Consider the following 11,140-nt stretch of genomic DNA (forward strand, 5'->3'; position numbering starts at 1 on the left):
GGGGTTCACTTGACCCCTTGACCCCAAGATACCCAAGTGTAGTAGCCGTCGCAGACGGCAAAGATAGAGAAAAGCGGGGCACGCGAAGCGTAACCCTGGAATCCTCGAACCCTTTTTACCCACTAAATGGGAGAAGAACCTTAATTTATTGAAGGAGGTGATTGTATAAAAAAAAGAGACAACCAGAAAGAGCGGGTGAATCAGGATATCCGGGCGCCGGAGGTCCGTGTGGTAGGCGATGACGGGAGCCAGATGGGAATCCTTCCCGTCTCTGAGGCCTTGCGGATCTGTGAAGAAAAAGGGCTGGATCTCGTGGAGATCGCGCCCACAGCCAAACCTCCCGTATGCCGGATCATGGATTACGGAAAATTCCTTTACCAGAAGAGCAAAAAGGCCAGCATTGCAAGGAAGAAGCAGCAGGTGATCCTGGTCAAGGAGGTCAAACTCAGGCCGAATACCGAAGAACATGACCTGTCCTTCAAGGTGGGCCATGCAGAGCGATTTTTAAAGGAGGGCAACAAGGCCAAGATCTCCGTCATGTTCAGGGGACGGGAGATGATGTATTCCGATCGAGGGAAAAAGTTGTTGTCGGAGTTTATCGAAAAACTTTCGGAGATCTGCACGGTGGAGCAACTGCCGAGAATGGAAGGGAGGAACATGATCATGATCCTCGCTCCGAAATCTTCAGGGGCTGCTTCACGGAAGAAAATGAATCATTCATAAGAGGTGATCAGATATGCCGAAGATCAAGAGTCATAGAGGGGCGTCGAAACGGTTCAAAAAAACCGGAACGGGCAAGATCAAGAGAAGCAAGGCCAATACGAGTCATATTCTGACTTCAAAGACCACGAAGAGGAAACGCAAGCTTCGGCACTCGACTCTCGTTGCTGACGCTAATTTTAAGAGTATCAGGAAACTTCTTTCCTGATCTCTCAGCAGAGAAAGACCCTGTTTGAGGCAAGGAATAAAAGGAGGAATAACCCATGTCAAGAGTCAAAGGCGGCAACAAGCGGCTTCAGCGCAGGAAAAAGATCATGAAGACGGCCAAAGGATTTTACGGGGCCCGGAAGAGTCTTTTTCGCACGGCCATTGAGGCCGTGGACGAGGCGCTGCTGAACGCATACATCGGGAGAAAGCTGAGAAAAAGGGATTTCCGGCAGCTCTGGATCACCAGGATTAATGCGGCCGCGAGGGCGAGCGGTATGACGTACAGCAAATTGATCCAGGGGCTCAAGAATGCCAGTGTCGGAATCAACCGGAAGATGATGGCGGAACTGGCCGTGAACCATCCCCAGGATTTTGCCGGCCTCACCGAGGTCGCCAAAAGCCACTTGACCGCTGAATAATATTTTCTTCATTTTCGCCATGCTTTCTTAACGTTTTAGCTGGATGAAGCCCGATGTCAATGACTATGTCTGAGATATTATCAGCGCTGAGCAGGATCGAAGGGCAAAGCATGCGTGAAATCATGGAGGCTTCGACCCTGTCCGATGTTGACGCCTGCCGTGTCCGTATCCTGGGGAAGAAAGGGACACTGACACCCCTGCTCAGCGGGATGAAGGATCTGACTCCGGAGGATCGCCCGTCGGCAGGCAAGGCGGTCAATGAACTGAAAGTCAAGCTTCAGGCATGGATTGATCAGCGGACAGAAGCAATCTCTCGTCTCGAAGAAGAAAGGCGTCTGGAGGAGGAGAGGCTTGACATTACCCTTCCAGGACGAAGAAGGCCTACCGGCCGGCTGCACCCGATCACACAGACTTTTCAGAGGATTGAAGAGATCTTTCTCGGTCTCGGCTTCCGGATCGCCGAAGGACCGGAGGTGGAAGAAGACTATTATAATTTCGAAGCCCTGAATATTCCCAGGGATCACCCCGCCCGAGATATGCAGGATACCTTCTATATCACGGACGATATCCTTCTTCGCACCCACACTTCTCCGGTCCAGATACGGACCATGAAAAGTCAAGCCCCTCCGGTGCGGATTATCGCTCCCGGCAAGGTCTACCGCTGCGATGCCGACATCTCTCACACCCCCATGTTTCACCAGGTTGAAGGGTTGATGGTGGACCGGCATATTACTTTCGGCGACTTGAAAGGCGTCCTCGAATTTTTTCTTCACCGGATATTCGGCAAAAAAATCGGGGTCCGTTTCCGTCCCAGTTTTTTTCCTTTCACCGAGCCTTCTGCTGAGGTGGATATTGCCTGTGTCATGTGCGAAGGCCGGGGCTGCCGCGTCTGTAAACAGTCAGGATGGCTCGAAATCATGGGCGCCGGCATGGTGGATCCGGAGGTCTTTCGTATGGTCGGCTACCACCCGGATGAGGTCACCGGTTTTGCCTTTGGCATGGGTGTGGAGAGGATCGCCATGCTCAGATATAGGATCGACGACATCAAGCTTTTCTTTGAAAACGATCTTCGGTTCCTGTCGCAGTTTTGAGCATTTTAAGATTTAAGATCACCTCCAAAAGTATGGGTGAAAACATCAGGGGTCAAGGGGTCAAGGATTCGAGGGGTCGAGTGAAGTGCTAAAAACATAAGGGGCCAAGGGTCCTAGGGTTCAAGGGTTACGCTTCGCGTGCACCGCTTTTCTCTATTTTTGTCGTTAGATCCCGGCATCTCCTTGAATCTATTCTTGCCGGGCCGGGACCGTCTGCGACGGCTACTACAATAAGTCATCCTGGGTTCAAAGGTTACAATGTTTTTCTCTGGAGATTTTGCTTGCATTTAAGTATTTCACTTGACCCCTTGGACCCTGGAATCCTCGAACCCTTTTACCCACTATATGGGAGAAAAACCAGATTTTTAACAATTTTGTCCTGATGACTTTGTGGCAGCGTATTTAAAATCACTCTGGAAATAAGCCGATGCTGATCAGTTACAACTGGTTGAGGGAACTTGCAGCATTCGATGATTCTCCTTCGGAAATCGCCGCCCGTCTGACCATGGCGGGGCTGGAAGTAGAGTCCATGACCGCCCTTGATCAAGGGCTCAATAACCTTGTCGTCGGACAGATCCTCTCTAAAGATACCATTCCCAAGACCGATCATCTCACCTTATGCAGGATTGATGTCGGGAAGGAGCATCTCCAAGTCGTCTGCGGAGCCCCGAACCACCGGGTCGGAGACAAGGTGGCGGTGGCCCTGCCGGGCGCAAGACTGCCCGGCGGAAAAGAAATCCGCAAAGCCAAAATATACGGCGTCGAATCCAACGGGATGATCTGTTCCGAAAAAGAGCTGGGCATATCGGATCATGTCTCCGGGGTCATGATCCTGGGCGAGGAATTTCTTGTAGGGGCGCCGGCTGCGGAAGCCCTGGGGCTGAAAGACACGATCCTGGAATTGAACGTGACTCCGAATCGCCCGGATGCGTTGAGCCACATGGGCGTTGCCAGGGAGATTGCGGCCCTGACCGGTTCCCTTCTGAAGATGCCGATTCCCACGGTTTCGGAGACGGGCCAGGAGATCTCCTCGTTGAGTCATGTTGAGATCCGCGATCCGGCCCTCTGCATGCGCTATACCGCCAGGATGGTCGTGGACGTCACCATTCAGCCTTCTCCTTTGAGGATACAGCAGCGTCTTCGGGCGGCGGGATTCCGGCCGATCAACAATGTGGTCGATGTGACCAACTATGTTCTAACTGAGATGGGGCATCCATTGCATGCCTTTGATTTCGATCTCATATCACAACAACAAATCGTGGTGCGAAAGGCCCGTGAAGGGGAGAAGATCCTGACCCTGGACGGCGTTGAGAGGGAACTGGATCCCTCCATGCTCGCCATTTGTGATGCGGAGAAACCCATGGCCATAGCCGGGATCATGGGGGGTGAAGGGTCCCAGGTTAACGGGGAGACCCGCCGGATCTTCCTTGAAGCGGCCTGTTTCAATCCCGCATCCATTCGCAGGACATCCAAACAGATCGGGCTCCATTCAGAGTCCTCCCACCGTTTTGAGCGGGGAACCGACATAGAAGGAATGGTCAAGGCATTGGACCGAGCGGCTTCCCTGATTCAGGAACTCGCCGGTGGAAAAATCGCAAGAGGCCGGATCGATCTCTACCCGGTCAAACGTTCACCCCTTGAGATACCGATCCGTCAGGATCACGTCCATTCCATCCTCGGTTTCGATATGGCGTCCGATGAGATCAACCGCATTCTCACTTCCCTTTCCCTTGAAATCGCGGAAAAGAGCGAAGGCAAGACCGTGGTCAGAATTCCAAGTTTCAGGTCCGATCTGACCCGTGAGATCGATCTCATCGAAGAGTTGGCGAGAATTTATGGTTACAACAGGATTCCAAGCACGCTTCCCCATTCCTTGATGACGTCATCGGAGATGACCTCTGCGCAAAAGTGGAGGGTACGGGTCCGCCGGATCATAGCCGGTTTAGGATACCAGGAGACCATTCACTACAGCTTCCACAATCCCAAGGATCTGGACGACCTGAACATCGGGGACGAAGACCCTCTGCGCTTACAGATCCGAATACGAAATCCTCTCAGCGAGGATCAGAGCGTGCTGCGGTCAACCCTGCTGCCCGGATTGATCCGCACGCTTCAATACAACCTGAAACGTTCGTTGCCGGACATCAGGATATTTGAAATCGGGCATGTTTTTGAACCCCGGAACTCGGGTCTTCCTTTGGAGAAAAATCATCTTTCCGTGATGATCACCGGCAAGGACAAGCCCCTGGGTTGGGATATGCCGGGGAGAAGGGTGGACTTCTTTGATCTGAAGGGGGATCTGGAAGAACTTCTGGATAGGCTTGGGATAGGCGGCGTGGTCTTTTCGCCCCAGAATCAGTTTCCATTCCTGCATCCTAAAAAAAGCGCATGGATCGAATGCGGCAAGACTCGGCTGGGCTTTATGGGTGAATTTCATCCCGGTATCCTGAAAAAATTTGAACTTCCCGATCCGGTCCAGTATGGTGAGATGGACCTTGACCTCTGCCTGCAGGAGACCGATGACTCGGTCAGTTACGAGGTCGTACCGCATTTCCCTTCCGTAGACAGAGACATCGCCCTGATCCTTGCTGAAGAGATCTCTTGTGCCGAGGTCCAGGAACGGATACGGAGCCTGAAACCCGACCTGATCCGCGAGGTCCGTGTTTTTGATCTCTACAAGGGGAAGCACATTCCTGAAGGGAAGAAGAGCCTTGCGTTTAGAATACGATTTCAGGCCGATGATCGGACCTTGACCGACCCGGAGATCAACAAGATCCGGGACCGGATTGCGGCAGAGATGGGCAAAGCATTCCATGCGGCTTTGCGGGAATAAAGAGGGCAAGGGTTCAAGGGTTTTTCTCTGTAGATTTTGCTTGCGTTTCAGTATCTCACTTGAACCCTTGACCCCTCGACCCCTGGAACCCTTTTTACCCACTAAATGGCCGATGGCTCGTAGAGGAAAAGAACCAGAAATAATAAATCAAAGATCATAATTTACAAACGAAAGGCTTCTCAGGACAAACAATATGATCCCCACAGTCGAGTGGAAAAATAACAAGGTCCGCATGATCGATCAGACGCTTCTGCCTTTAAAAGTCGTTTACCGGGAATATTCCGATTATCATGAAGTCATCTCTGCAATTAAAAATCTGGTGGTGCGCGGAGCGCCGGCCATCGGGGTTACGGCAGCCATGGCCGTGGCCCTGGCTGCCCGGGAGGTCAAGGCCGAATCCGCAGGTGATTTACTTCAGAAACTGGGGCCGATCTGTGATGAGATCGCTTCGGCACGACCTACGGCGGTGAATCTTTTCTGGGCGGTTCAGAGGATGAAGGCCTTTGCAGAACGGAGCAAAGGGCTTTCCGTCAAGGAGATAAAAGAGGGCCTGATCCGTGAAGCCGAGGCCATCGGAGAAGAGGATATAGCGGTTAACCGGGCCATGGGACGTTATGGAGCCGAATTCATCCGTGATCATGACACGATCCTGACCCATTGCAACGCGGGTTCACTGGCTACCGCCTGTTTCGGCACCGCCCTCGGCGTGATCTACACGGCCCAAGAGCAGGGGAAAAAAATCAAGGTATTTGCCGATGAAACCCGGCCGGTTCTTCAGGGCGCCAGGCTCACGGCCTGGGAATTGATGCAGGAGGGGATTGATGTCACCCTGATCACCGACAACATGGCGGGTTATTTCATGAAAAAGGGGATGATTCATCTTGTGATGGTGGGGGCGGACAGGATCGTCGCCAATGGAGATACGGCCAACAAGATCGGGACCTATTCCGTGGCCGTCCTTGCCAAGGAACACGGCATCCCTTTTTATGTCGCGGCCCCGGCATCCACCATTGATCTATCCTTGCCGTCCGGTGAACATATTCCCATTGAGGAGAGGGACCCCATGGAAGTGACCCATATCTTCCATAAGATGCAGATCGCCCCGGAAGGCGTGAAGGTTGCCAATCCGGCCTTTGACGTCACCCCCGCGCGTTACATTACAGCCATCATCACGGAAAGAGGGGCCTTTTACCCCGGGGATGTTTACAAGATCAAGGACCCCGAAGCGGACATGGAAAACATCCGGATCCATCCGGATTTAAAAACTCAGGGGAAACCGGAATAGCTGTCTATTGCTGATCCATCATCGCCCCGAAATCAGGCAAAGAGCCTCCTGATCAAGGACGTCCTGTTTTTCACACCCACCTTGTCGAAGATATGCTTTAAATGCACCTTGACCGTATGTTCGCTGATGAACATCTGTTCGCCTATCTCCATGTTGCTCAGTCCCTGGAAGATCAGGTTGACCAGTTCCTTCTCTCTGCGGGAGAGTCCGTACCGGATGGCGAACGTATCGGTGTCGAAGGGGAGTTCCTTTGGAGGCACATGGGTCATCACCAGGATGTAATCGTTCCCCAGAGGATCCTTTTCGTCTTTTTCCAGAATCATCATCAGGACATTCAGGACCTGTCCGTCCGGCAAGGTCCATTCGGTCTCTGCCCGGTTGGATCGTTTTCTCCGCCGGGCGGTCAGGGATTTTGCATAGAGACTCCGGAGCAGCTTGACCACGGAGGGGTGAAGGCCGTAAGGCGGTTTGGTGCGGGTCCTTGTTCCTGAACTGAATTTGGAAAAAATAGCCCTCGATCCTGGATTCATGTAGACCGGTGTTCCCATGGAATCATAGAGGATCATGGCGATCGGAGCCTCGTTGCAGGCCTGCTCAAAGATCCGTCTTTCTTCGTTCATCTGCCTGAAGGTGCTGTCAAAGTTGATCTTGTCCCGCACAGAGGCCCGGATCCATGCCAGGAGCTCCGCCTCCTGAATCGGTTTGGTCAGATACTTATCTGCGCCTTCATTGAGACCCGATACGATGTCTTCCGTGGTTGTCCGCTCCGCGGTAAAAAGGATCACGGGGATATGGGCCGTAGCCGGGTTTTTCTTGATCCTCTTGCAGAGTTCCATACCATCCAATTCGGGCATGTTGACATCCAGGATCACCAGGTCGATCTTGCTCTTTTTCAGGATCTTGCTGGTCTCCTTTGGGTTCTGTGTGGCATGAACGTGATAGCCGTTCAGTTCAAGGATGGTTTTCAATAAGAGAAGATTGTCTTGAATGTCGTCTACGATCAGAATGTCGTTCATCATGTTGTTCAATGCGGTTGTTTTCATAGCTATCCCTTGCATAAAGTTAAATGAATCTCCAAACGCCCTTTTGTCCTGGTGACGGACATTTCCCCTCCCATCATGGCCATATAGAACCGTGACAAGAGCATACCAAATCGAATCCTTCCTGGAATATTGCTTTTCACGGTCCATGTGAAAAGCTCTTCCGTTTCCATGATACCCGATCCGGAAAAAACCAGCATGATGCCGAGGGCGCCCCGGGAACGGACGGATTTCGCCGCCGGGAGCTCTTTCACGTTGACATGAATCTTCCGGGGCTTGAACAGAAAAAGCACACCCTCAAATATATTTTCCAAAATAAGCTGCAACTTTTGCTCGTCCCCCAGTATCCGGTAAGAAATTTTGGACGGAGTGTAAAACAGGTTGATCCCTTTCCCCTGAACCTTCATGGAACGGAGGATCTTGTCCAGTGTGGAATTCAAAAAAGGGTGGACGGCGATCAAGTCTTGATGAAATTCGGTATTCTGTCCGACGGCCCGGCAATATTCCACCAGATGATCCAGGATGGTCAGGAGATCCGTACTCCTTCTCAGAATGATGCCCACCTCTTTCTTCTGTTCAGCGTTCAGATTCCCGATGCGTTCACTCAGGAGGATCTCGGAAAAGCCGATGACGCTGTTCATAGGGGACCGAAGGTCATGGGACAGATCTGAGATGACGTCATGGATATTCGGAAGAAATTTGAACCGTGAAGGAGACGGTGACCCCATCTTTTTATGTGCGTTCATTAATTTCGGAACTTTTTCTAATGTTGTTTTGGATAATGCGTTCATTATTGATTTTATTTTTTAAAATCAAATCACGATTTTATTTAATATAGCACTTTTTTTTGATGGATACAACTATGCCCCAGTAGAAAATAGGCCCTTTAGGAGATTCCGTGTCCTCCATCGAAATTGTGAAAATATAGCACAAAATAAAGTTAAAACAAAGAATAAAATAATCCCATGGATGTGACGGCAGGATACGGGAATGGAGAATTTTTCCGGATGCCGGCATACTAAAAGAGGCCCCTCAGGTTTTAAGACCAGGGGACGGCGTGTGAAGAGGTTGGGACTCATGATGCAACTCCATGAATTCATTAGATAAATAGCTTTATTAATTCTCTCGGTGATCCAAGACTCCTCTTATTCTCCGGGCCAGCACAGACGGTGTGAAAGGCTTGGACAGGAAGTGAACACCCTCCTGGTCCAGGGGGATCCGTTCGTCCGCATAGCCGGACATGAAAAGAATCTTCATGCCGGGGCGGGTCTTCCTGATCTGCCGGGCCATATCCGGGCCGCTCTGTTCCGGCAGGACCACGTCGGTCAAAAGCAGGTCAATGTCTCCCACATGCTCCTGCATCCGGCGCAAGGCCTCTTCCCCGGTTCCGGCGGATAAAACCTGATATCCCAGATCCGATAAAACCTGAACAGCCAGATCAAGAATGACCGCTTCGTCTTCAACAATGAGGATCGTCTCGCTGCCTCGGGGGATCGCATCTTTTAGGGAGGGGAGGGGATGCGCCTTCTCATCCTCTGTTTCCGAAATTGCGGGAAAATAAACTTTGAACGTTGTCCCTTGTCCCGGTTCGCTGTAGACATAGATATGGCCGCCCAACTGTTTTACAATGCCATAGACCGTGGAGAGCCCCAGGCCCGTGCCTTCTTTCTTGGTTGTGTAGAAAGGCTCGAAGATGTTTGCTCCGGGGAGAAGGTGTGCAGAAGAAGGTCCGCGTAGCCGATGATGGCCGTGAGAAGATTGTTGAAATCGTGGGCGATGCCGCCTGCAAACCGTCCGATGGCCTCCATCTTCTGTGCCTGAAGAAACTGGGCCTCAAGTTTTTTTCGCTCGGTTACGTCACGGGCCACAGCGACGATGTAGTCCCGGTCTGGGAGGGAGACATAGCGAGCGTTGATCTCCACAGGCGTCACGTCTCCATTCTTGCAGCGGTGCTCCCGCTCAGCCAGGTCCTGGCCGATCTTCTTGAGTTCGGCGGCGCGCAGTCCCCAGGTATCGAGGGTGGCGATCCGGCTGTCGATTTCCCAGACGTGGAGGGCGAGCATCTCTTCCCGGGTGTAACCCAAACTACGGCAGGCCTGCTTGTTCACGTCCAGGATGCGCCCTGTATCGGGTTCGACGACAAAGATGGCGTCGTTGGAGTGATCGAGCAATGTCCGGAAGAGGAGGAGTTCCTTTTTGGCATGCTCCTGTTCGACATAGGCCGACTCGAGTTGGAGCATCTTCTGCTCGAGCTTCATGACCAGCCGTTCGTTGTAGAGCTTGAGGATCTGTTTCTCTCCCTCGACTCCGGCATTATTTTTCCGGATCTTTCCTGCTTCGGCTTCCTGGATGACCTTCCGGATGATCTTCAGGAACTCTTCGGGCTCCGTGGGTTTCCGGATGAACCCGTCGGCGCCGAGCTTATAGGCCAGTTCCTCGTCTCTGGCCTCGGTATAGGTCGCGGTGTAGAAGACAAAGTGGACCCTCTGCAGGGCCGGGTCGGCCTTGACTTGGCGGCAGAATTCAAAGCCGTCCATGACCGGCATGAGGATGTCGGAAATGATGAGTCCGGGCCGCTCTTTTCGGGCGATCTTCAGGGCCTTTTCCCCATTGGCGGCCGCTGTCACCTGGTGGCCCTCCTTCATCAAGAGTGTCTCCAGCAGGTATTGCGTCTCTTTATTGTCTTCTACAATCAGAATTTTCATAAATCCTTCCCCTGAAAATATTTCTGCAGCTCGGTCATGAATGTCTCGGGATCAATGGGTTTCTCGATGTATCCGGCGCACCCCGCGGCCAGGGCCTTTTCTCGGTCGCCGGCCATGGCATAGGAGGTCAACGCCACGATCGGGACCGTCTGATCGGCCCCGGAACCACGGATCCGTCTGGTCACCTCCAGGCCGTCAATATCCGGAAGCTGAATGTCCACCAGAATAAGGTCCAATCCCGGTTCCCGGGCCCGGGCCACACCCGAGGCGCCGTCTCGTGCCTCGATAACCTCATGACCGCTCTTCTCCAGGATAAAGCGGACTAGATAGATGTTCGCCTCGTTGTCCTCGATGACCAGGATGCGCTTCATGGTCTTTCTCCTCATGGCAGTATTGTACAGACATATACATAACCTCATCAGTCAACCAGACCTTGTCATTCCCCGATCCCCCGATCAAGTCGGAGGACAGGCCCGATCGGGGAATCCAGCCAGTCGAACTGGATTGTCCGGTCGAGCCGGACAATGACAAAACAAAGAAACGGCTGTTATTTATTCGTGCCCATTCGTGGCTGGGTAGTATTTTTTGGCGCCTTTGTGCCTTGGTGGCGTAAAAGGCTTTTCTCTGTGCCCTCTGTGGCGTCTGTTCTTCTTTCATGACCTTTTAACCGGCAACAGCACCGTAAATTCGCTCCCCTTCCCGAAACGGCTTTGGACCGAGATGGTTCCACCGAGAAGTCCGGACAGCTTTTTACAGAGATAGAGGCCCAAGCCGGTCCCATCGTATTTCTTGGTCAGCGACATATCCACCTGCTGGAAGGGCTCAAAGAGAAGCCGCATG

At 52.3% G+C, this 11,140-nt stretch carries 12 protein-coding genes; 6 read left to right on the top strand and 6 right to left on the bottom strand.

The window, feature by feature from the left end:
• The first annotated feature begins 195 nt into the window (after window positions 1–195).
• The 6 genes from AUK29_02345 to AUK29_02370 all read left to right on the top strand — a co-directional run bounded on the left by AUK29_02345 (window position 196) and on the right by AUK29_02370 (window position 6,555).
• Window positions 196–723 carry a translation initiation factor IF-3 gene (locus AUK29_02345; GenBank protein ID OIP65641.1) on the top strand — a complete coding sequence of 176 codons (528 nt, stop codon included), beginning with the start codon at window positions 196–198 and terminating at the stop codon, window positions 721–723.
• A gap of 13 nt (window positions 724–736) precedes the next feature.
• Window positions 737–928 (top strand): 50S ribosomal protein L35, encoded by a 192-nt coding sequence (locus AUK29_02350; GenBank protein ID OIP65642.1) that lies wholly within the window; start codon window positions 737–739, stop codon window positions 926–928.
• A 55-nt stretch (window positions 929–983) separates the two neighbouring features.
• On the top strand, window positions 984–1,346 hold the full coding sequence (locus AUK29_02355) for a 50S ribosomal protein L20 (GenBank protein OIP65643.1): 363 nt from the start codon (window positions 984–986) through the stop codon (window positions 1,344–1,346).
• Between the two features lie 65 nt (window positions 1,347–1,411).
• The gene (locus AUK29_02360) at window positions 1,412–2,437 is read left to right on the top strand and encodes a phenylalanine--tRNA ligase subunit alpha (GenBank protein ID OIP65644.1); all 1,026 of its coding nucleotides are present in this window, start codon (window positions 1,412–1,414) and stop codon (window positions 2,435–2,437) included.
• A gap of 427 nt (window positions 2,438–2,864) precedes the next feature.
• Window positions 2,865–5,270 carry a phenylalanine--tRNA ligase subunit beta gene (locus AUK29_02365; GenBank protein ID OIP65645.1) on the top strand — a complete coding sequence of 802 codons (2,406 nt, stop codon included), beginning with the start codon at window positions 2,865–2,867 and terminating at the stop codon, window positions 5,268–5,270.
• Window positions 5,271–5,463: 193 nt separating this feature from the next.
• A complete protein-coding gene (locus tag AUK29_02370; GenBank protein ID OIP65646.1) occupies window positions 5,464–6,555 on the top strand; it encodes an S-methyl-5-thioribose-1-phosphate isomerase in 1,092 nt (363 codons plus the stop codon).
• A 32-nt stretch (window positions 6,556–6,587) separates the two neighbouring features.
• Here AUK29_02370 and AUK29_02375 read toward each other — a convergent pair whose 3' ends face one another.
• The 6 genes from AUK29_02375 to AUK29_02400 all read right to left on the bottom strand — a co-directional run bounded on the left by AUK29_02375 (window position 6,588) and on the right by AUK29_02400 (window position 11,139).
• Window positions 6,588–7,598, bottom strand: coding sequence for a hypothetical protein (locus AUK29_02375; GenBank protein OIP65647.1), 1,011 nt, complete (start codon window positions 7,596–7,598; stop codon window positions 6,588–6,590).
• A 2-nt stretch (window positions 7,599–7,600) separates the two neighbouring features.
• The gene (locus AUK29_02380; GenBank protein ID OIP65648.1) at window positions 7,601–8,323 is read right to left on the bottom strand and encodes a hypothetical protein; all 723 of its coding nucleotides are present in this window, start codon (window positions 8,321–8,323) and stop codon (window positions 7,601–7,603) included.
• A 388-nt stretch (window positions 8,324–8,711) separates the two neighbouring features.
• A complete protein-coding gene (locus tag AUK29_02385; protein OIP65649.1) occupies window positions 8,712–9,212 on the bottom strand; it encodes a hypothetical protein in 501 nt (166 codons plus the stop codon).
• 5 nt (window positions 9,213–9,217) lie between these two features.
• Complete coding sequence (locus AUK29_02390) at window positions 9,218–10,300, bottom strand: hypothetical protein (protein ID OIP65650.1); 1,083 nt, start codon at window positions 10,298–10,300, stop codon at window positions 9,218–9,220.
• The gene (locus tag AUK29_02395) at window positions 10,297–10,671 is read right to left on the bottom strand and encodes a two-component system response regulator (GenBank protein OIP65651.1); all 375 of its coding nucleotides are present in this window, start codon (window positions 10,669–10,671) and stop codon (window positions 10,297–10,299) included. The genes AUK29_02390 and AUK29_02395 overlap by 4 nt, the downstream gene beginning before the upstream one ends.
• Before the next feature lie 282 nt (window positions 10,672–10,953).
• Entirely contained in the window at window positions 10,954–11,139 is a 186-nt protein-coding gene (locus AUK29_02400; GenBank protein ID OIP65652.1) for a hypothetical protein, read from the bottom strand.
• Between the last annotated feature and the right edge of the window lies 1 nt (window position 11,140).

The sequence above is a fragment of the Nitrospirae bacterium CG2_30_53_67 genome, from assembly GCA_001873285.1.
Lineage (GTDB): Bacteria > CG2-30-53-67 > CG2-30-53-67 > CG2-30-53-67 > CG2-30-53-67 > CG2-30-53-67.

What these genes read in the sequence shown, in the direction of transcription:
- AUK29_02350 (OIP65642.1), top strand. Translation starts at nt 737, where the DNA reads ATGCCGAAGATCAAGAGTCATAGAGGGGCGTCGAAACGGTTCAAAAAA.
- AUK29_02355 (OIP65643.1), top strand. Translation starts at nt 984, where the DNA reads ATGTCAAGAGTCAAAGGCGGCAACAAGCGGCTTCAGCGCAGGAAAAAG.
- AUK29_02360 (OIP65644.1), top strand. Translation starts at nt 1,412, where the DNA reads ATGTCTGAGATATTATCAGCGCTGAGCAGGATCGAAGGGCAAAGCATG.
- AUK29_02365 (OIP65645.1), top strand. Translation starts at nt 2,865, where the DNA reads ATGCTGATCAGTTACAACTGGTTGAGGGAACTTGCAGCATTCGATGAT.
- AUK29_02370 (OIP65646.1), top strand. Translation starts at nt 5,464, where the DNA reads ATGATCCCCACAGTCGAGTGGAAAAATAACAAGGTCCGCATGATCGAT.
- AUK29_02375 (OIP65647.1), bottom strand. Translation starts at nt 7,598, where the DNA reads ATGAAAACAACCGCATTGAACAACATGATGAACGACATTCTGATCGTA.
- AUK29_02380 (OIP65648.1), bottom strand. Translation starts at nt 8,323, where the DNA reads ATGGGGTCACCGTCTCCTTCACGGTTCAAATTTCTTCCGAATATCCAT.
- AUK29_02390 (OIP65650.1), bottom strand. Translation starts at nt 10,300, where the DNA reads ATGAAAATTCTGATTGTAGAAGACAATAAAGAGACGCAATACCTGCTG.
- AUK29_02395 (OIP65651.1), bottom strand. Translation starts at nt 10,671, where the DNA reads ATGAAGCGCATCCTGGTCATCGAGGACAACGAGGCGAACATCTATCTA.
- AUK29_02400 (OIP65652.1), bottom strand. Translation starts at nt 11,139, where the DNA reads ATGCGGCTTCTCTTTGAGCCCTTCCAGCAGGTGGATATGTCGCTGACC.